The organism is Amycolatopsis thailandensis (assembly GCF_002234405.1).
Taxonomy (GTDB): domain Bacteria; phylum Actinomycetota; class Actinomycetes; order Mycobacteriales; family Pseudonocardiaceae; genus Amycolatopsis; species Amycolatopsis thailandensis.
Genome location: NZ_NMQT01000073.1, coordinates 108,317 through 128,617, shown reverse-complemented (window position 1 = coordinate 128,617; position 20,301 = coordinate 108,317). Strand labels below are relative to the sequence as shown.

Here is a 20,301-nt window from a genome sequence, read left to right as displayed (position 1 = left end):
CGTGCTTCAGCCGGCGAAAATCGTGATGGCTTGCCTGGCCAGCCACCGCTCGCTGTCGTCCCAGCTCCAGCCGCACTCCCTGACCAGGGTCCGCCACGCGTTGAAACCGAAGCAGAACCACAGCACGTCGGTCGTGTAGGAGACTTCCGCCGTCAGGAAGCCCTTGTCCCGCAAGCTTTCGGCGATGGCGGTGAGTGCCTGCCGGTACTGGGCCGTACTCTGCCGCCAGAGCTGCTCGCCGTCCTCGTGCACCGGCAGCGCCGCGAAGAGGATCTCGATGACCTGCTGGGAATTCTCGTTGCCCAGCCGGGTGCCGTTCGCCACCAGCGTCAACGCCGTCGCGAGGCTGTCGGTCCGCCCGACGGCTTCGACGACGGTGGCGGCGTCGGTCCGCTCGACCGACTCACTGATGATGCGGTGCAGCATTTCGGACTTGCTTCCCGCGCTCGCGTACACCGTCGGCGGCGCGACGCCTGCCCTTTTGGCGATATCGGCGACCGTGACCCGGGCGTACCCGTTGGCGGAGAACAAGTCCGTGGCCGCGCGCAGGATGTCCCGCCGGGTCTCGGCGGCCTCCCGCACGCGGCGCGGCGAGTGGTACGGCCTGGTCATGGCTTCGCTTCCAGCGTCGCGGCGACGTCGGGCGCGGCGGGCATGGCGGCGATCTCCTTGGCGATCATCCGCACGGACTCGCGGACGTCCACGTCCTCCAGCGCCGTGCGGACCGCGGCCACCGTCGCCTCCGGCGTCTGCGACGGCGGAAGAAGGGCGATCCCCGCACCGGCGGCGGCCACCCGCTCGGCCTGGAAGAACTGGTCGGCGCCCTGCGGCAGGACGACCAGCGGCACACCTTTCGACAAGACGGCGGACGTCGTGCCCGCCCCTCCGTGCGTCACCACCACGTCGGCGCCGTCGAGCAGGTCGTCCATCGGCGTGAAGCCGACGAACGTGATCCGCGAGGGGTCGACGTCGAACTCCTCGGGCCGTGCGGCGAGCCCGAGCGTCACCACGATCTCGACGTCCAAAGTGGACAGTGAGCGCAGCAACGGGCTGAGCTGGTCGGGCTGGCTGAAGAAGGTCCCGAACGTCACCAGCACCCGGGGCCGCTCCGACGGAGCGAGTTTCGCCGATTCGGCACCCGGCTCCCGGAACGCTTCGGGCCGCAACGGCAGCCATCCCTCCGGCTGCCGCCATTCCTCGGCGCGCATCGACGCGGGCCACGTGTCCAGCAACCACTTGCCGGGCCGCCACGGCAATCCACGCTCCTCGTGCCGCGAGCGAGCCATGGCGGCCATCGCGTCGGTGAACGGCGGCGGCAGCGGCGGCCCGAAGGCCAGGGTCGCGACCGGCGTGTCCGTCGAAGCCGCCACCAGGGGCCCCACGTAGTCGCACAGTTCGGACACGACGAGGTCCGGCCGGAAGTCCGCGGTGACGGCGAGCGCCTCGTCCGCGGTCAGGTCGACACGGGTGCCCGCGAAGAACTCGGCCACCGAGTCGGGCGTGGGGTTCATCGCCGGGTCGGCCCCGGTACGCCGCGCGACCTCGGCGAACAGCACGTCCGGCAACGGACCGGCGGCCAGCAGGTCGAGACCCTGCGGCGCGAGCACCGGCGCCATTCCGGCCGCGGTCAGCACAGCCACGTTGTGGCCACGATCCCGGAAGGCCCGCGCGAGCGGGAGCAGCGGCAGCAGGTGACCGTGCTGCGGAACACTTGAGAAGAGGATGCGCACATTGATCAGAGTAGCCATCTATCCAATAGTTGTCTCGTGCCGCGGCAGCGGCTGCTTCTCCCGTCGACGTTGCGCTCAGCCCCCTGCGGACAGCAAAAAAGTGGTCGGATGTGCGTGCGCTACACCGGTGCTGCTGACCATGTCCGGCTGGTCCCGACACGACTTGGCCGTGAGCGAGCTTGCCGTTCGGGACAGTCGACAAGTTCGTCGGCATGGAGGAGGTGGCGGCGTGCCGCGCACTGGGTTTCTGCACCGTCGCCCTCGCGCCGCCGTGGTCCATGACAGCGACCTCGTCTCGATGTCGCGACGGCTGCCGGGCGGCCGGCAGCGCGAAAAATTTCGAAGATAGTCCTCCAGTGGTATCGCGGCAGATCCACTTGTGAGGACTCATCCAGAAAGCAGCCGTAGCCAGGTTTCCGGTCTCCTTCGGAACTGGCCCTCGCGCAGCACGGACAGCACCTGGCTTCCCCGGCGAGAGGTACGAGCAGCGGCATCCCCCGAAAATGACCCCCGAGAAACACGATCCCGCACCTTGAGTCCAGCCAGACCCGAACCACACCACCCCCATGAAACGCCGACCGCACCCCGAACGACAACACCGTCGACCCCACACTCACGCCGACAACCCAGATGAGAAAAATACCGAATCGGCACCTGAAATCAGACATACCGCATGATCGATATGGCGGGCATGACGGCTACCAGAACGAGTGAGACCAGCAGTAGGACCTTCAGAAGACAGGGTTCGTCAGCGGCGCTCCACAGCCGGATCGGTCCCATGCCGCACTCGGCCCGCCTGCCCGATCTCGGTTGTCCCCATCCGAGCGGAGTTGGTTTCCACTGATGACTTGGCCGCTTCGAGCCATCAGGCAGTTTCCTCCAAGGAGATGGTTCGCCAGGTGAGCCAACGGAATTCGGTGTGTGCGACACAGTCCAGCGGACACGGTCGTGCTGCCGTCCTGGACTTCGATGCGGGGGAATCGGTCGGGCGGCCGCTGCCTGCCGCGGCGGTTGAGATACCAACCCATTTGGATGAGTGGTATGACACAGACGGATCAACGCGGCGCCCAAGCGCAGGTACACCCTTGCCAAGTCGCCGAGAAGCGCCAACCGAGCCGCTTTGAGATAACGCCAATCAACTACATGCAGTGCAACCCGTTTAGCATATCGCGCGAATACGCAAACCGAACGGGTGACAGGTCACGCCAATACGGACTCTCCGTGATACCTACTCGAACCCACGTCGCGAAGTTGTCAGACCTGCGTGTCCGTCTGGCAACACCAGGTCCGCTATGGTTCTACGAACGGCACACAGTGACAGTGTTGAAACGAGCAGGCCTCAAACCGGGAAGGACCGAGGGTGCGGGGTACGAAAAAATGATCATCAGGCATCCGAGTCTGATGATCTCCGAACTCTCGCCAGGACTGATTCCTGCCAACCAGAGCGATATCGTTCAAAAACCCGGTAATAGCCAGACCAAATTCGGAGCACTGTCAGCAAACTTGCTCAACCAAAATAAGGTCACTATTGACGATACATCACAAAGGCTTGCAGCTGGTCTAAAACACGTCAAAGGATAACAGGTAAATGCCCAACGTCGACAACCGGCCTATGAGATGGAGACTGCATGACACCCCAGCGTCACCTGACCCAACCCCTTTGTCGCAGTCCCCGACCGACTCGACCTTGGCGGGCAAGTCAGCGGGGCCCAAGTTCTCGATTACCATCGTTGGCGACCTTCGGGTCGACGTGAATGTCCAACTTGGCAGTTACGATTTCGGGCCCGCGTGCTCTCAATACACGGCCTACAGAGAAGTTTCGATCACCCCTGGCGGGACAGCACTATCGATGTGTCGAGCGTTTGCTCCTTACTTCAATTCGAGACACGTAGTCTCCGCTCTCGGCATGGACAGCTATTCAGACAACCTTCGGCTGGCCGTGAACGAGGCAGCAACCAGTTCGACTCTTCAAGAAGTTGATACCCCAAATGGAACAACTATCGCTCTATTCTGCGATTCCGAAACCCCTGCTTCGAAAAGTCGTTTTTCCGTAGCCAGCCCAAGGTCTCCATACTTGTCAATGGATCCGGACTGGATCCATGAAAACCTTCCGTCGGCCCTTGGATCCGACATGCTGACCATGGATTGCCTGTTACTGGCTTCTCCAGATTCGTCCACATCAGCACATCTAGTAGCACAAGCTGCTCGAAGCGCAGGTTGCCTGCTGGCCATAGACGTGGTTCCCCATAACATAATCGACCACGCCGACAGAGATGAAGTACTTCGACTTCTCTTCGGAGCGAACCTGGTAACCGTGGAACTGGGCACACTGGCTCAAATGTTCGGCACTAATTGCCATCCCACCGAAAGCCACCAGGAGGCCGAGCGCCTTTACAATCTCCTGAAGCCACACTTAGCAGAGCAACATTGGGTCGTGATTAGATTCGGATCACTCAGTATCGAGTATTCAATTATCTACTCGCCCGATGGCCCACTGAAGGAAACCGACTCCGGACCAGCGATTCGCGCTGGAGGATACCCGTCTGGAAGCGAGATATCCGGAAGCGAGTACAAGTTCATCCTGTCGCAATGGAAACATTAGAACCAAGCAGAAAGAATTTGTCAAATGACTATCAAATCTAGCACAGAGTTGGTAACAATGACGCATTCGATTGATGGCTTACCCGAGACAACGCCAGAGGTACGCCGCATTTGGGTTCAGCGGGAAGGGCTGATCGAGTACAAATCCTGGTTTATCTTCAGCTGGGAAATCCAGGGAGCAGCACTCAAGAAATTAATTACATTTCTACGCGCAGAGAACCGTCGATTTTGCGACCTCAACGCAACGCCAGAGCGACTCAAGGTCGCCGCACGAGAATATAGTTCTATCGACACAAGTATTCCAGAGTTGCCACCCAGGCTAATCGCGATCCCAGAGTCCAAGCTCGCAAAAATGGGCACCCGACTCGTAACAGAAGGCCGATTTACTTATGGCGACAGCGTCGGCGGCCTGGCTCCATCCGCAGTCGGAGATGTCGACAGCAGGTTGCGCGACAAGGTCAATAGCAGCGATTTAGTACTGTTCAGCCCCGGCGTACTGGCCAGACTGAAGTGCGTAATAGAGAACGAGCCTCACTACCTGTTCCAACTGGCGGTCAAGAACCTACGCAGGTCAGGTGCGATATTTTACAAGGCAGTAGGCGGGCATCTCAAGTTTCACCCGGCCTTCGATGAGGTTATTTATGATCTCGGCCTCAAGGTAAAAGAATACGGACAATCACAAGACTCTCGCGATCTGGTATTCCATGTCCAGGGAGCCAAGCTTCAAGCAGTGACCGACCTGTTCGACAGGGAGACCGTCGGCTCCGACGGCGAAAAATTCTTCGTGCGACCAATAGTAAGCATGCACGATGAACTCTGGGAAGAAGTTGGACCGCTGGACACAAGTGACGGCGTAAGCCTCTTTTCCGACTTGGAGATGCGGAGTGATTTTCTTAGCGCAAGATAGTATCACCACCCGACACGGAGTCTTTCTTGAGAGCTTATTTTACAATGGCCTCTGCCAGTCTGTCGCGCTCACCGTCGGTGAAATTTGCGGCGCCAAAGACGTGCTGTGCAGAGTTCACTCGTCATGCCTGTCGGCTCACGCCCTCGGTTCAATTTCATGTGATTGCTCCGCGCAGATGGACCACGCTCAGGCCAGACTGATCAAGGCCAGACGCGGAATAATAATTTGGCTCGAACAAGAAGGTCGCGGGAACGGCCACTTGGCTAAAATGCTGGCAGAGCCGAACAAGCGGCTCGGCTTGTCACAATCTGCCGCCTATGAGGCTGTTGGATTTCGAGCAGACGCCCGAGATTACTCTGACGCGGTCAGTATTCTGACTCACTTCAAAGTCGCATCGATAGTACTACTCACAAACAACCCGTTGAAGCGCAGATTTCTTGAGGAGTCCGGCGTGGTCGTCTCCAGAACGATCGAGACTCCCGAAGCGACCAAAAAAGGGGAGCGAGGTCATGAACCCGGCTGAAGACGCAACGGAATTGCCCGCGACCACCATCGCCAAAGGACTGGCGACAAGGCCGGCATACCTTCTAATTTTTGGTGTTTCATTCACTTTTGCCACGGCCTCTGGAGCGGGCTTCACCGTCGGCCTGAGTAATTCAGTGCCATCAATTACGATCACCAGCGCCATTGTCTTCATCATTGCCCTGCTCTCGTGCCTCACAACGGCATACAAGTCGATCACTTTAAGTGAACAACAAGCGCTTTCCGCCGGCGACCTAAGGCCGCAAATGGATGTTCCGAACGGTCAACCCCCTTCAACTACCGAAGAAGGCGAAGGCGTTCTTAACATCTCTTTTCCCGAAACACTCGACTCGGACTTCGGGACGGCAATCGAAGTCTTCTTGTTCGGAGTTCACCAAAGCCATATCCTGATTCGCTACTACAATCTGATTCAGGAGAAACTTCAGAAGGGTTGCAGGATGCGCATACTTCTTCTCGACCCGAACTGCACGGCGGCGGTAAAGATGACCGCCATGCGGTTTCCCGGAGAGGCATTGGAGCAACAGGAACTTTCTCGAATTCAATCATCCCTGTCAAACTACAAGAAGATTCAGGAGAAGTATCCACAACTTGTGGAGATCCGAGTCATACCGTTTCTCCTCCCTTACGGTGGCTTTATGTTCAACTGGAGCACCGACGAAGCCGCAGTGCACATACAGAGATACACCTTCCAAGTTCAAGGCGGCTCACATAAACCGAAGTTTTCACATAAAGGAAAAGGGAACAGGTGGTTGCACCTCTACCGGGCCGAGGTGCTGGCCATGTGGGATGCCGCCGCACCCATTAATTGAGGAGCTCATTTCACCCACTCGGTTCCCCGGACGACTCGACCACGTCGGATCCGCGGTCTCCACAGGCTGGTCGGGCTGGCGGGATCGGCCCGCCCTTGACCAGCCGCGGGCTTCGTCTGCGAATTAATCCTCGCACAAGCGGGTTTGGTCCTCCGGCACGTGAACGGACGACTCGGCCGTCGTCGGCGCATCAGAGTTTCGGATCCTGGACGAGTCTTCCCCCGGGGCACGCAATCCGGTGTCACTAAGCCGGACTTGAAGACCGGACGGACCGCAGGACGACGTCAGCTTCGAGCCCGAACGGCGATCTCCCCTGCGAAGGCGCGCGCCCGGCCGCTGTCCTCCGCGTGCCAGACCACTCCGAGCACTGACTCCGGCAGCCCGGTGAGCGGCACGAATACGACCGAATCCCGCCGCCCCTGGTGTTCGGCCGTCGAGCGGCACAGCATCATGCCGCCCTGGCCCGCCGCGGCGAGGCCCATGCCTTCCTGCAGTGTGCCGGCGGTCGGCCCGCGCGGTATCCGGCGCCCTTCGGGGGTGATTTCAGGGGCCTGGGCGTGGCGCCAGTATTCCGGGGCCGGGTCGCGGATCCCGATCAGAGGGCATTCCGCCAGTTCCTCGACGGTGACGGACTCCCTGCGGGCGAACGGATGCCGAGACGAGACGGCGAGTACCTGAGGCTGCCGAGAGAAAACCGGACCGAGCACCAGATCCGGTTCTTCCACCGGAAGCAGCACCACCGCGGCGTCGACCTCCCGACGGTGGAGCGAACCGAACGGATCGGCCAGCGGAATTTCGGTGAGTTCCACCGCGCAGTCCGGGTGGCGCTTCTCGAATCCACCGATGGCGTTCGCGAGATGGTCGTCGATGGTGCCCTGGAAACCGATGCGCAACACGCCGCCGTCCCCTCGCGCGGTGGCGCGCGTGTGATCGACCGCGGCCCGAAGAGCCTCGTAGGCCGGACGCAGTTCGGCGAGGAACTTCTCCCCTAGCGGAGTCAGTTCCGCCCGGCGGCTCGTGCGCTCGACGAGCGCCGCGCCGATCCGGCCTTCCAGCGAGCGGAGCAGCTGACTGACCCGGCTCTGAGAGACGTACAGGCGTTCGCCCGCCCGGCCGAAGTGCAGTTCCTCGGCGAGTACCAGGAACGCTTCCAGCTCACGGATCTCCAGGCCGCTCATCGGTTTCCTCCACCCTTGGATCCATTAGTCCCGCTCATAGAAGGATGAGACATCGGCCGTTGTTCCCGGCCGACCTCGACGGTTGCCTGGAACACATGGCGCTCAGGGAAACCAGACAGAAGAAGGGCTGGCCGGCGGTGAGCTCGCTCGCCGCGGCGACCTTCACCGTGGTCACGTCGGAAATGCTGCCAGTGGGTTTGCTGACCCCGATCAGCCGCGACCTGCGGGTCACCGAAGGCACGGCGGGGCTGACGCTCACGGTCACCGGCCTGGTCGCGGCCGTCTCCGCTCCCCTGCTCATCCCGGCGCTCGGGAAGTTCGACCGGCGGGCCGTGCTGTGCGGGCTGATGGCACTGCTGACGGCCGGGAACCTGCTGGCGGCGTGGTCGCCCGGGTTCGGCGTCATGCTGGTCGCTCGGGTGCTGGTCGGCATCGGCATGGGCGGAGTGTGGGCGATCGCGGCGAGCCTGGCCGCACGGCTTGTCCCGTCAAAGTCGATCGGGTCCGCGACCTCGTTGATCTTCAGCGGAATCGCCGTGGCGTCCGTCCTGGGCGTACCGGCGGGTACCTACCTCGGGGATCTGCTCGGCTGGCGGGCCGCTTTCGTCGGCGCAGGCGGTCTTTCACTGGTGGTACTGGCCGCGCTGGCGCTGTCACTGCCGTCGTTGCCGACGGAACAGGACGTCCGCCTGGGCACGATGCTGCGGCTGGCAGATGTGCCGCGGGTGCGCCTCGGACTGATCGTGGTGGCGCTGATCGTCATCGGGCATTTCGCCGCGTACACCTATGTCCGGCCGGTGCTGGAAGAGGTGGCCGGAGTGAGCGCGAGACAGATCGGAACGCTCCTCCTGGTCTACGGGCTCTTCGGGATCGCGGGCAATTTCGCCTCCGGCGCCGGAGCGGCACGATCACCACGGGCGACCCTGCTGGCCCTCGGCGCGACTTTGTCGGCGACGATGGCACTGGTTCCGCTCCTGGGACTGACCACCCTCGCCGCGGCAGCGTTGCTGGTGGTCTGGGGCCTGGCCTACGGCGGTGTCTCGGTGGCCTCGCAATCATGGATGCTGCTGGCCGCGCCGGAGGCCAGGGAAGCGACGTCGGCGCTGTTCGCCGGAGTGTTCAACGCGGCGATCGCGCTCGGCGCGATGGTCGGCGGGCTCGCCGCGGACGCCGCCGGGACCTCGGCGGTGATGTGGCTCGGCGCGGTGTTCGCGGCCGGGGCGGTGCTGGTTCTCGCTACGACCGGCTGACGTTCAGTAGTTGCTCGCGACCGTACGGAAAGTCGGCTCGGATGCCGCCCCTCGACAAAGCTTGGGTGCGCCAGCGGTCGAAGCTCATGCCGGTTTCATGGACGAACAGCCGTGTCAACGTACGTCGGCTCACGCGTGCGCCTCGAGGGTCAGCGGGATCGGCGAACAGCGCGTCGGCCACGGCTCTTGACTATGACCTTCAAAGACCTAGGGGTAGGAAGTGTCGTCTTCGCGCTAGCGAGGTCGTTCAGTCCACTTCGGAATTTCACGGCTCTTCCGGGATTTTGTCCCCGCCCATGCATGCCGGGATAGTGCGCCGGCAGCCGGAGCGCAACGCCACACGACCTACCGCTAGCCCTCACGTACCCGCAAACACCGGCGCACGGAGGTCCTGCTGTCTTCCGACCACAGGACCTCCGCCGGCGGGTAGCAGGGCAGGCCTGACCGCCAGGAGCACACACCTACTTCCTGACGCGTTTGCCCGGTGGAGTGGTGCGGCCGCCCCGGGTCATGCGGTCACGAAGTCTGCGGCGTTCGACCAGGCTGAGCGCGATGAGCGCCAGCTGGCCACCGATCCCCAGCGTGGCAGCTATCGCGGCGGTGCCGGTCAGCACGACGGCGATCAGCAACGCCAGCCGAAGGGTGGGAGGCCAGGACTGCAAGAGGCGTTCGAGCCGCCCGAACCACGTCGGGTCGACAAGTTCATGGCGCCCGCCTCGGTCATTGCGGCGCTTCGTTGCCGCTCCCGGAGGTGTCACCGTCCGCGAGTCCGGCCTCTCTTCCGTTGCCGGGTCATCTGTTTGCTCGCCCGTCGGCCGTTGTCCGGTCGGCGATCCATGGATGACGAGGGTGATGCGGGGCGCCTTGTGTGGTGACTTGCGCGGCGCTTCGTCTGGATTAGTCGGCGATGCTCCATCTATAGTGGGCACGCTGTAACTCCTCTTCTCTAGGGGCGAGTTCAGCAGAGTCGGCTCCCTGTCGCGAGCAGGGAGCCGCACCTATTCGATCTCTGTTTTCACGGAAGCTTCCCCGGTTCGGTTAGTACGGAGGATTCCGACTCGTTAGCCAGTCTGCCGGGGACTGGTTGCTCCGATAGACCGAGAGAGCCGCTTGCGCTGAACGGTGGCCGCGCAACGCCGAACGGTCGCGGTCGACAGGTTCGGCAAATACGCCGACGTAAAACGTGATTATCCGCATTACTGAATTACCTGAATGCCGATGGGTTCACCCTTTAAGGCGCGTCGTTACGTTCAGTTGCGACGCGCGGTGGTTCCGGGAGCGCAATGCTGCTCTGTTCAGCTGGCAGCACCTACCACTCTCGGCCGAGTCGCCGATTAGTCGCACGCTACCGATTGCAGCCGATGACAGCGTCCTGGCGTGCGACTCCGCGAGACCCACAGGCTCCCTACCTGCGAGTATGCCGCTTGCCGTGATCTACTGGACAGGCGCGCAGGAATAGTCGGGAAATATGACTAATCGCAACGCTCAGGCTCGGGGGAGGCTGATTCGGACATGACTGACATCAATCAGGAGCACAGGGACGACAACGACGGGCGGGCACGTTGGGTGCGCTCCAGCTATTCAACGCCGCACCATAACTGCGTGGAGCTGCTAATCCTCCGTTCCGGAGTCCGGGTGCGGGATTCGAAGGATCCTCGCGGTGAAACTCTGGAGTTCGGCAGCGAGGCCTGGACGGCCTTGCTGGCTCGCATCATGCGCTAAGCTCTCGTCACGTACAGTCGCACGCGCCCCGGTCACGCATTTCATACGACCCGATCGATGGAAGAGGTCGGCGGAAATGCATCTTTCAGTGGCCTTCGAGGGGCGGGTGTTCCTTCATGAGGCGAGATGGGGAGAAGGAGTGTCACGGGAGGCCGTCAATGCCCGCATAGAGCTCGGCACGAGCCTGAAGAAGGCTCGTGAGGCGATCGGGTGGTCTCAGAGTCGCGCCGCATCGGCTCTGGATTGCACACAGCCGAAGATCAACAAGATCGAGAATGAGCTCGTGGCGATCCGTCCTCAAGACTTGACCCGGTTGCTGCGCTTCTACGAGGTATCCGACGCTGAGGCCGATCGCATCCGGATACTGGCCGCGCAAGCGAAGGGCGGCCCGGTGGCGGGTGTCCTCGCGAGCCGCGACTACCTGACCCTGCTCGAGACAGAGCGCGAGGCCGCGGAGATTCTCGGCTGCTACAGCGAACGACTTCCCAACTTGTTCCAGTGTGAGCCGTACATCATGAAGCAGTACGAAGTCGAGGGAGCCCTCTATGACATCACGTCGGTGCTCGAGGCACGCAGGGAACGGGAGGCACTGTTCCAGAGCGACAGGCCGCCACGGTATCGGGCGCTGTTCAGCCCGTCGTCGCTCGATCGGCTTCCCGGCGGCCGGAAGGCAGGGCTTTACCGCGAGCAGATCCAGCATCTGCGACGGATGATGGACGACTACGCTGAGCACCTCTTCGTGCACTTGGTGCCCTTCGAGGCGAACCTGCCTTACCTGCCCCACGACCTGACGGTCCTCAAGCTCGGCGGACAGGGCAAGGACATGGTCTATCACGAGTACGGCGGCGGCCCTGCCCGGATCTATCGCGGACGTCAGCAGGTCGAGTACCACATCGGAGAGTGGAACAAGGTGTTTCGACAGGCGCTCAGCGTCGACGACAGCAGAACCGCTCTCCTTGAGATGCACGACTCGGCTTCGCGCTGGTGAGGACCGTGCCCGTAACGACTGCCCAACAGCAAGCCGCCCTCGACGAGCGCGATCCCACTTATTCGCTAACATCGGAGAATATTCCGGAAGGCGACGACGGGGAGGCTCGGCCGGTGTCCGAGAGAAAGTCTGATCCGGTTCCACCAGAAGGTGTCGACTTGAATCGCCCGAGTGTTGCTCGGGTCTACGACTATTACTTGGGCGGTACCGCCAACTGGGCGGTAGACCGTGACTTCGGCGATCGCGTGCTGGCAAAATTCCCACTTTTGAGGAATATCGCCCTGGCCAACCGGCAATTGCTGAACCGAGTGGTCCGACATTTGACCAAACGAGGCGTGCGGCAGTTCCTCGACATCGGTGCCGGCGTCCCTACCGCGGGCAACACGCACCAAGTGGCCGACGAGGCGCAGCGCGAAGCTGGTGCGACACCGGATGTGCGCGTCGTCTACGTCGACAACGACCCGGTGGCCGTCGCTCATGCCAACATGCTATTGAATCAGGAAGGTGACGCGTCCCGGCAGACCGTTGTCGCCGGCGACCTTCGCAATCCGGACGAGTTGTGGCGGCAAGCGATCGATACCCAGCTGCTTGACCCGAATGAGCCGGTCGCCTTGTTGCTCATCGCGGTCCTCCACGTTCATCAACCGGACAGGTACGGCAACGATATCGGTCCCGAATCCGTCGCTCGATTCCGAGATTTGTTACCACGAGGCTCTTACCTTGCGATATCGCATGTGACAGACGAGGGCGTTCCGGAGGCGTCGTCCAAGAACCTGGCCGAACTTAAACGAATGTACGACGAATCCAGCAGCAGCAACGTCATCTTGCGGACACGTGAACAGATATCGACGCTACTCGACGATTTCGAGGTCATCGACCCAGGCTGGGTCTGGACGCCGGACTGGCATCCGGAGGAGACCGGTCCGACCGCTCGACCGGTGTCGTTCGATTCGTCGAACGAAGCGGTGGTCTGGGCCGGCGTCGGACAGAAGCCATAAGCTGACGGAGAACCGCTGTCGACCGCGTCCGATACCTGGGCGAGCACCGCTGGCCCGCGCCCCTTCCACACCTGGCCGTTTGAGCCAGTCGATGGCGACAGCGATGAGTGCGGCGCCGAAGAAGCTGACGACGCTGTGGTCGACAACCGGTGTCGTCGGTTCGTCGCGAGTGAGATCTCGGTCGACTTCACCAGCGCCACCACCGGAGTACCCGATGACAGGTCGGCCGACCGCCTTGTGGATCCATCCTCTCCGGTCGCTCGCGGAAAGCGGAGCCCATCCGCGGCCTGTCGTGCACCGAAGAAAGAGGTAAAGGACCCCGAAGGGAGATCGAGGTGGCGGACCGAACTTGGTCGGGCCGGGTGCTCGACCTGGCCTCGGTCGTGCTGCCCGGCGTCCGTCGTGTCCGCGCTCAGAAGATCCCGTTCGCACACGCGTGGTCGGAGGCGAATCAGAAGGCCCTCACCTCCGGTAAGCCGTTGTGGGTCGCTCTCGGTGACTCGATGACGCAAGGCATCGGAGCCCGGACCGTCAGCGGCGGCTGGGTACCACGGCTCGAGGCCCGGCTCGCAGACCGCTTCGCGGTGGTGAACCTGTCGACGTCCGGCGCCCGGATCGCCGACGTCGTGGACGACCAGCTCCCCCGCATGCTCACATTGCCTGCGGCCCCGGCTCTGGTGACGGTCCTGGTCGGCGCCAACGACATGCTGACCCCCGCCCGCCGCCGAGGTGTCGAGAAACGGTTCACCGATCTGCTCGACCGGCTCCCTGCCGGACGTTCGGTGGTCGCCACGCTCCCGCACGGCAACGCCGCGGCGAACGCGGTCAACGCCCTCCTCGACGCCTCGGCGGCGAGCAGCCGGATCCACGTCGCCGACATGCGTGGCCCCGCCTTGGGACCCTTGCGTGGCAGCCTCGCCGACGACTGGTTCCACCCGAACGACGTCGGCTACACCCGGATCGCGGACATCTTCGAAGGCCCGGTGCACGCGGCGGCGTCATTCCGAAGCGGCGCCTGACACCGCCCGGCGGATCTCTTCCGCCACCCAGGCCATGGTCGTCCGGGCCCGGACCGGGTCATCGGTGAGAAAGTAGTGGTCCACCCCGGGCGTCCGGTCGTATACGACGTCCACCTGGGCTTCACGCAATCGGGCCGCGTACCGGTCACCGTCGCCGCGCAAGGCGTCGTGCTCGCCGACGAGAACGACCGCGCGCGGCAAACCGGTCAGCTCAGGAGCCAGCAGAGGCGAGGCGTACGGGTGCCCCCGGGTCGACGGGTCCGGGAAGTACACGCGGCGGACCAGGTCGCGCAGGCCCGGGGAGATCATCCCGCCCGCGGCCGGGTCCGGATCGCTCGCGAGATCCAGCGCGGGCACGCCGAGCACCTGGAGCGCAGGCCGCCAAGAACCTTCGTCCCGGGCCTGCAGGCAGACAGCCGCCGCCAGCCCACCACCGGACGAGAACCCGCCCACCGCGACCCGTGCTCCAGTAGCCACCCGGGACGCGGCGTCGAAACACTGGTGCTGCGCCACCGGGAACGCGACGTAGGGACCACACCGGAAGTCGACGTTGTACACCGTCACCCCGGCAATGGCCGCGACATAGCGGCACCACCAGTCGTCCATGGCCGGATACCGCATCAGCCAGGCTCCGCCGTGAAAGTGCACGTACGCACCGCATGGATTCGGCGGCCGGTACACGTACACGCGGACTCGGCCATGCCGGGTCGGGAGACGAACGACCTCCGGCGACGGCAGATCGCTCCCGGCGAACCGCAACGTTTCCCCGTACCGCACGGTCCAGCGTGCCGACGCGTGCATGACCATCGCGGTGAGCCTGTCCCCGAACCTCATGCGGAGGATTCGGATCCGGACAGTCCTCGGACGGGTGCCGGCCGCCGCCGTCGCCATGGAGTGAACCAGCGACGGCGGCGCCCGGCGGAACGCTGCCGAATCAGCGTTCCCCCGCGCCAGGGCCACCTGCTCCCGGACGCAAGACAAGTTCAGGCGGACTTCGGTTTCAACACCTTGTCGATCACGAAGACGGTCGCATTCCTCTCGGGAACGTTGCCGCACAGGATCTTCGCGCCGTCGATCGTCATGTTCTCGCCGAAACCGTCGATCTTCACCGGGCCACCGGTGCTGTCGAGGCTCGGCACGGAACCGGCGACCGCGAGCCCTTTGGCGTCGTACCGCTTGCCGATGACGTGGCGGCGCAGGATCGGCTCCGGGTCGGTGTCGCCGAGCGCCTCGTCAGCGGGAGCGAAGACCGTGACCGCGGTGTCGAGCAGCTCCGCCGACTCGGCCGCGGTGAGAAATCGGGACGGCTTCGAGGAACACGCCGGGCCGAAGATGTCCGCCTTCGTGGTCGAGCCGTCCGGGGATCCGGTGAGCCCTGCCGCTCCCGCGGGAACGGATCCCGGAGGCAACGCGATCCTGCCCGGTGGACCCGCGACTTCAGAGGCGCTGCCGCAAGCCGTGAGTGCTGCCATGGCGGCAACGAGAAACCCGGCTCCTAGAGCCCGGACCTTGGTCACAGCCAGGCTCCAGTGGTCCAGTCGTGGAGGGTGCCTCTCTCCGGCGAGAAAGGCACCCTCCACGACGTCCGATGTGGACAGTGGCTTACGCGGCCGGGGGCATCAGGACCGAGTCGATGAGGTACACGGTCGCGTTCGCGGTGTGCACACCACCGCAGATCACGTTGGCGTCGTTGACTTTCAGCGCGTCCTTGGTGCCGGTGACCTTGACGACGCCCTTCTCGACGGAGGTCTGGTCGCCGACGATCTTGTCGGGCGCGATCTGGCCGGGGACGACGTGGTAGGTCAGGATCTTCTTGAGGAGCGCGTCGTCGGTCTTGAGCTTCTCGATGGTGGCGGCGTCGATCTTCGCGAACGCGTCGTCGACCGGCGCGAAGACGGTGAACTCGCTGCCGTTGAGCGTCGAGACCAGGTCCACCTTGGGGTTCAGCTTCCCGGAGACCGCGGAAACGAGAGTCTTGAGCAGCGGGTTGTTGCTCGCCGCTACGGCGACCGGGTCGGCCGCCATACCCGCGACGGAACCCGGTCCGCTGGGCACCTTTTCCGCGTAGCCGGCACAACCCGGGCCGACGAGGTCCTTGGCCGGGTCGGCCATCGCACTGGAGGAAGGCTGCTGCATGGCGGAGGACGACGGTGCCGGGGTGCTGCCCGCGTTGTTCGATCCGCTGTCACTGCCGCACGCCGCGCCCATGAGCGCGAAGGCGGCGAGACCGGTGGCCAGGGTGACGCGGCGAGTACTGCGCTTCATGACTGGTAACTCCTAATGACTGAGGGAATCGGCCCACAGGGCTTGAAGCGCCTCGGCGCTTTCCCGAGGCGGCGAACATCCTGGTTTCGAGGCTTTCACCGGCCCGGATGGGCCGATCGGAGCATCGAGACCGTTCCGTTACCTTTCGAACACGATCGTGGACTCTTCGTCACCACTCGAAGCACGAGGGTGGCAATCCGCCGGCGCCCGGGGCACGAATCTCTCCTGTCACCCAAACCCACTGGACCCGCTCGGGAGCGACCGTGCTCACACTTGCCTTGATCGGCCTCATCGGGGGATTGGTCACGGGCATTTCTCCGTGCATCCTCCCGGTGTTGCCGGTCATTTTCCTTTCCGGCGGCGTGCAAAGCGCCAAGCCGTCCGTCCACAAGGAACAGAACGGCGGGGGCGTCGCGACAGCGGACGCCCCAGTCGAGACGAAGGTCCCGCGCTCGCGTCCCTACCTGATCATCCTGGGTCTCGTGGTCAGTTTCACCCTGGTGACCTTGTTCGGCTCGCTGCTCTTGTCGATTCTCGGGCTGCCGCAGGATGTTCTGCGCTGGGCGGGCCTGATCGTGCTGGCACTGATCGGGATCGGGCTCATCGTCCCGAAGTTCGAGCACCTGCTGGAGAAGCCGTTCAGCTGGATCCCGCAACGACGCCCCGACGCCAACCGCGGCGGCTTCGCACTCGGCCTCGGCCTCGGCGCGGTCTACGTACCGTGCGCGGGCCCGGTGCTCGCCGCGATCACGGTCGCCGGATCGACCGGGAAGATCGGCCTCGACACCGTCGTGCTCACCTCGACCTTCGCCATCGGCGCCGCGCTCCCGCTGCTGATCTTCGCCCTCGCCGGGCGCCGGGTCGCCGAACGGGTGAAGGCCTTCCGCAAACGTCAGCGCGGTATCCGGATCACCGCGGGCATCGTGATGATCGCGCTCGCCATCGGGCTGGTGTTCAACCTCCCGGCGTTGCTCCAGCGGGCCATCCCCGACTACACCAGCGGATTGCAGAACGACATCAACAACTCCGAGCAAGTCAAGAAGGCACTGAACCTCGGCGGACTGGAGAACGACCAGAACAAGGACCTCGACCTCTGCACCGACGGCGCCAAGGACCTCGAAAGCTGCGGAAAAGCCCCCGACATCAAAGACATCCAGCAGTGGTTCAACACCCCCGGCAACGCACCGATCGACCTGGCACAACTGCGCGGCAAGGTGGTCCTGCTCGACTTCTGGGCCTACTCCTGCATCAACTGCCAGCGCTCCATCCCGCACGTCACCGCCTGGGACAAGGCCTACCGCGACGCCGGCCTCCAGGTCATCGGCGTCCACTCCCCCGAATACGCCTTCGAAAAGGAACCCGGCAACGTCAAAGCCGCCGCCGACAAGTTCGGCATCGGCTACCCGGTCGCCCTCGACAACAACCTGTCGACCTGGACCAACTACCGCAACCGGTTCTGGCCCGCGCACTACCTGATCGACGCCGACGGCACCGTGCGGCACATCAAATTCGGCGAAGGCGACTACGCCACCACTGAGAAACTCATCCGCGAGCTGCTCACCAAGGCCGACCCCGGCGTCCGGCTCCCCGCCGCCACCGGCACCACCGACGACACCCCGGACACTTCCGCCATCACCCGCGAGACCTACCTCGGCTCCACCAAACGCGTCAACTTCGCCGGAACCGAGGACTACACCGCGGGCGCGAAGACCTTCGCCTACCCCGCCACCCAGCCGCCGGACACCTTCGTCCTCAACGGCGATTGGACCCTCACCAGCCAGAACATCACCCCCACCGGCGCCGAGGGGAAGATCCTGCTCAACTACCGCGCCAAAGAAGTCCGGATGGTCCTGGCAGGCAAGGGAACCGTCACCTACACCGCCAAGGGACAGACCAAGACCATCCAGGTCGACGGCACCCCGAACTCGTACCAGCTTCTGTCCACACAGGACATCGAAGCCGGGGCGCTCGACGTCACTGTCGGCTCCGGCGTCCAGGCGTTCTCCTTCACCTTCGGCTGAGCACAAGAGAAAGCAGAACCATGAGCGTCGAATCCATCACCACGGACACGTTTCCCGCCGAGGTCTTGAACCAGGAGAAGCCCGTACTGGTCGACTTCTGGGCACCCTGGTGCGGCCCCTGCAAAGCCCTTGCCCCGGTGCTCGCCGAGCTCGCCGACGAACACGGCGACAAGCTCACCGTCGTCAAGATCGACATCGACGACAACCCGGAGATCGCGGGCGACTACGGCATTCTCTCGATCCCGACCATGATCCTGTTCGTCGACGGCGAACCCGTCACCACCCTCAACGGCGCCGCCACGAAGACGAAGATCCTCGACAAACTCGCGTCCTGGCTCTAGCCGGAGACAGAGCGTGGCACGGCGGGTTCAAGCTCGGCGGCAGCCGGCCAGGCTCCGGGGCGTCACGAAGTGCGAATCGAACAGGAACGCTCTTATAGTTCGTGGCGACCGGATCAGGGCGTGAGAGAGGTGCACGTGACGGGTGATGCGCAGGAGATACCGCAAGGCTGGGTGCCGGTCGAGCACCGTTTCCTCGGGCTCGACCGGCGGACCTTCACCCCAGCGCTGGTAGCGCTCGCCGCGGCGTTGGTGCTGATCTACGGGCTGCCCGCGCTGAACTCCGCGATTCCATGGCACAACGAGGTCAAAGCGGGTGACGTTCTCGACCTTGGCGCCGGTGCGACGGCGGTCCCGCCGGTCGGCTGGCAACTGGAAAGCGGCACCCTCACCGGCACCGCTGCTTCGGCGAGCCCGACTGCACTGCAGATCACCCTGGCCACCGGCGGCGCGACCATCGACCTGCGCGGCGCCTCCTACACCGGGTCGGCAGACGCGTTCCTCGACCAGGTAGACCGGTCCGAAGGCGACGCGCCGGGTCTCGACGGAGCGCGCGGCACCATCACGACCGCCGCCGGGCTGACCGGGGTCGTCCAGGCAAGCACCGGCCCGGCCGGCGACGTGCTGGACGTCGCCTTCAAGGTCGGGCAGCCCGCCGATACCGCCCCCGCGCTGCTGGTCCGGGTACGCACCGCGCCAGACCAGTTCGAGCGCTATCGCGACGAAGTGACGGCGTTCCTGCGCGGCATCACCCCGGGCGCGGCCCGATGAGCGGCAAGGCGGCCCAGCTGGCCGCGATCAAGGAGTCGGGCTGGGGCGTGCCGTTCCGGTTCTTCCAGCCGCACAACCTGGCTTTCTGGGTGTACCTGCTCGGCATCGGCGGCGGCGCGCTGGCGATCGCGCGATACTTCGGCGCCGGCGGTTTCTACACCCCGGCCCTGACCGGCGGCGTGCTGCTGTTCGCGTTGTACCTCGTGCCGTGGTTGCTGGTGCTGCGCCACCAGAACCGCTACACCGCCCAGCCGGGTGGACTCCTCACGGCGGGCTTCGCCTGGGGCGGCGTCGCCGCGACGTTCTGGATCGCGCTCCCTGCCAACACCGCACTGCTGGAGATCTGGGCAAAGGTCGGCGGCACCGCCTTCGCCGACAGCTGGGCCGCCGGGCTCAGCGCCCCGATCAACGAAGAGCTGGGCAAGGCGCTCGGGCTCGTCCTCCTGATCGGGCTCGCCCCACGGCTGGTCCGCAGCGCTTACGACGGTTTCATCATCGGCGCGTACATCGGCCTGGGCTTCCAGGTGTTCGAGGACGTGCTCTACGTCTACAACGGCGCCGCCCAGAACTTCGGCGCGAACCAGCTCGGCACGTCGCTGCAGATTTTCCTCGTCCGCGGCGCGTCCGGGATCGTGTCGCACGCGCTGTTCAGCGCCATCTTCTGCACCGGGCTGATGTGGGTGCTGGGCCGTACCCGTGGGGAGCGCCGGGTGGTGCCCGGTGTGCTGACCATGGCCATGGCCATGGTGTTCCACTTCGCCTGGGACGACATGACCGGCCTCGGCGGCGGCGGTCCGCTGACCGTGGTGCTGCCGTTCGTGATCGCGGCCGTCGAGCTCGTCGCGCTGTTCGCGGTCCTGCGCCGCGCCGCCCGCCGGGAGCGGAACTGGATGCGCGACCTGCTCAGCCCGGAAGCCGAGGCCGGAGTGGTCGGGCCCGCGCTGCTCGACGCGGTCAGCGGACTGCGCAAGGACCGCAAGAACTTCCGCAAGAGCGGGCACAACCGGCGTCGCGCCCGGCACCAGATCGAAGCGGCCGAAGACCTCGCACGCGAGATCGCCCACGCCGAAGGCCGGGAAACCAGCCGGGTCGCGCACGCCCGGGCCGAAGTTCTGCGACTCGACCGAAACGGACCGGATCGGTCGTCCTGAAGACCGTCGC

At 64.2% G+C, this 20,301-nt stretch carries 20 protein-coding genes; 13 read left to right on the top strand and 7 right to left on the bottom strand.

Annotated features, from left to right (window positions below; translation table 11 throughout):
- Positions 1-6: 6 nt before the first annotated feature.
- Positions 7-612, bottom strand: a complete 606-nt coding sequence (locus CFP71_RS21135) for a TetR/AcrR family transcriptional regulator (protein ID WP_093935587.1) — start codon at positions 610-612, stop codon at positions 7-9.
- Positions 609-1,748, bottom strand: a complete 1,140-nt coding sequence (locus CFP71_RS21130; protein ID WP_244199765.1) for a glycosyltransferase — start codon at positions 1,746-1,748, stop codon at positions 609-611. Before CFP71_RS21130 ends, CFP71_RS21135 begins: the two co-directional genes overlap by 4 nt.
- Before the next feature lie 1,570 nt (positions 1,749-3,318).
- On the opposite strand from CFP71_RS21130, the gene CFP71_RS43655 reads away from it, so the two are divergent.
- The 4 genes from CFP71_RS43655 to CFP71_RS43645 are packed head-to-tail and all read left to right on the top strand — an operon-like array spanning position 3,319 to position 6,590.
- A complete protein-coding gene (locus tag CFP71_RS43655; RefSeq protein ID WP_143267134.1) occupies positions 3,319-4,332 on the top strand; it encodes a PfkB family carbohydrate kinase in 1,014 nt (337 codons plus the stop codon).
- Positions 4,333-4,356: 24 nt separating this feature from the next.
- On the top strand, positions 4,357-5,238 hold the full coding sequence (locus tag CFP71_RS43650; RefSeq protein WP_143267133.1) for a hypothetical protein: 882 nt from the start codon (positions 4,357-4,359) through the stop codon (positions 5,236-5,238).
- Positions 5,216-5,761, top strand: coding sequence for a GTP cyclohydrolase II (locus CFP71_RS45620; RefSeq protein WP_093935584.1), 546 nt, complete (start codon positions 5,216-5,218; stop codon positions 5,759-5,761). Before CFP71_RS43650 ends, CFP71_RS45620 begins: the two co-directional genes overlap by 23 nt.
- The gene (locus CFP71_RS43645; RefSeq protein WP_143267132.1) at positions 5,748-6,590 is read left to right on the top strand and encodes a hypothetical protein; all 843 of its coding nucleotides are present in this window, start codon (positions 5,748-5,750) and stop codon (positions 6,588-6,590) included. Before CFP71_RS45620 ends, CFP71_RS43645 begins: the two co-directional genes overlap by 14 nt.
- A 284-nt stretch (positions 6,591-6,874) precedes the next feature.
- Here the strand turns inward: CFP71_RS43645 and CFP71_RS21115 are convergent, their stop codons facing one another.
- Positions 6,875-7,768: a LysR family transcriptional regulator gene (locus tag CFP71_RS21115; RefSeq protein ID WP_093935583.1), complete on the bottom strand. Its 894-nt coding sequence runs from the start codon at positions 7,766-7,768 to the stop codon at positions 6,875-6,877.
- 44 nt (positions 7,769-7,812) lie between these two features.
- Between CFP71_RS21115 and CFP71_RS21110 the strand changes: the two genes are divergently transcribed.
- Positions 7,813-9,018, top strand: coding sequence for an MFS transporter (locus CFP71_RS21110; RefSeq protein WP_244199764.1), 1,206 nt, complete (start codon positions 7,813-7,815; stop codon positions 9,016-9,018).
- Positions 9,019-9,479: 461 nt separating this feature from the next.
- Here the strand turns inward: CFP71_RS21110 and CFP71_RS21100 are convergent, their stop codons facing one another.
- Positions 9,480-9,680 carry a hypothetical protein gene (locus tag CFP71_RS21100; RefSeq protein ID WP_093935581.1) on the bottom strand — a complete coding sequence of 67 codons (201 nt, stop codon included), beginning with the start codon at positions 9,678-9,680 and terminating at the stop codon, positions 9,480-9,482.
- Positions 9,681-10,530: 850 nt separating this feature from the next.
- On the opposite strand from CFP71_RS21100, the gene CFP71_RS21095 reads away from it, so the two are divergent.
- From CFP71_RS21095 to CFP71_RS21080, 4 genes are all read left to right on the top strand, one after another.
- A complete protein-coding gene (locus tag CFP71_RS21095) occupies positions 10,531-10,740 on the top strand; it encodes a DUF397 domain-containing protein (protein WP_093935580.1) in 210 nt (69 codons plus the stop codon).
- 139 nt (positions 10,741-10,879) lie between these two features.
- Positions 10,880-11,728, top strand: coding sequence for a Scr1 family TA system antitoxin-like transcriptional regulator (locus CFP71_RS21090; RefSeq protein ID WP_167406218.1), 849 nt, complete (start codon positions 10,880-10,882; stop codon positions 11,726-11,728).
- 5 nt (positions 11,729-11,733) lie between these two features.
- The gene (locus CFP71_RS21085) at positions 11,734-12,726 is read left to right on the top strand and encodes an SAM-dependent methyltransferase (protein WP_341866897.1); all 993 of its coding nucleotides are present in this window, start codon (positions 11,734-11,736) and stop codon (positions 12,724-12,726) included.
- A gap of 335 nt (positions 12,727-13,061) precedes the next feature.
- Positions 13,062-13,745: an SGNH/GDSL hydrolase family protein gene (locus tag CFP71_RS21080; protein WP_093935577.1), complete on the top strand. Its 684-nt coding sequence runs from the start codon at positions 13,062-13,064 to the stop codon at positions 13,743-13,745.
- Here CFP71_RS21080 and CFP71_RS21075 read toward each other — a convergent pair.
- The 3 genes from CFP71_RS21075 to CFP71_RS21065 all read right to left on the bottom strand — a co-directional run bounded on the left by CFP71_RS21075 (position 13,725) and on the right by CFP71_RS21065 (position 16,010).
- Positions 13,725-14,579, bottom strand: coding sequence for an alpha/beta hydrolase (locus CFP71_RS21075; protein WP_244199763.1), 855 nt, complete (start codon positions 14,577-14,579; stop codon positions 13,725-13,727). The genes CFP71_RS21080 and CFP71_RS21075 overlap by 21 nt on opposite strands.
- Positions 14,580-14,728: 149 nt before the next feature.
- Positions 14,729-15,262, bottom strand: a complete 534-nt coding sequence (locus tag CFP71_RS21070) for a fasciclin domain-containing protein (protein WP_425266631.1) — start codon at positions 15,260-15,262, stop codon at positions 14,729-14,731.
- A gap of 85 nt (positions 15,263-15,347) precedes the next feature.
- On the bottom strand, positions 15,348-16,010 hold the full coding sequence (locus tag CFP71_RS21065; RefSeq protein ID WP_093935576.1) for a fasciclin domain-containing protein: 663 nt from the start codon (positions 16,008-16,010) through the stop codon (positions 15,348-15,350).
- 263 nt (positions 16,011-16,273) lie between these two features.
- Here CFP71_RS21065 and CFP71_RS45375 point away from each other — a divergent pair, with 263 nt between their 5' ends.
- From CFP71_RS45375 to CFP71_RS21045, 4 genes are all read left to right on the top strand, one after another.
- Positions 16,274-18,031, top strand: coding sequence for a cytochrome c biogenesis protein DipZ (locus CFP71_RS45375; RefSeq protein WP_093935575.1), 1,758 nt, complete (start codon positions 16,274-16,276; stop codon positions 18,029-18,031).
- Between the two features lie 20 nt (positions 18,032-18,051).
- Positions 18,052-18,372 (top strand): thioredoxin, encoded by a 321-nt coding sequence (gene trxA, locus CFP71_RS21055; protein WP_093935574.1) that lies wholly within the window; start codon positions 18,052-18,054, stop codon positions 18,370-18,372.
- A 135-nt stretch (positions 18,373-18,507) separates the two neighbouring features.
- On the top strand, positions 18,508-19,140 hold the full coding sequence (locus tag CFP71_RS21050; RefSeq protein WP_093935573.1) for a hypothetical protein: 633 nt from the start codon (positions 18,508-18,510) through the stop codon (positions 19,138-19,140).
- Positions 19,137-20,291 (top strand): PrsW family intramembrane metalloprotease, encoded by a 1,155-nt coding sequence (locus CFP71_RS21045; protein WP_093935572.1) that lies wholly within the window; start codon positions 19,137-19,139, stop codon positions 20,289-20,291. Before CFP71_RS21050 ends, CFP71_RS21045 begins: the two co-directional genes overlap by 4 nt.
- Positions 20,292-20,301 lie beyond the last annotated feature (10 nt).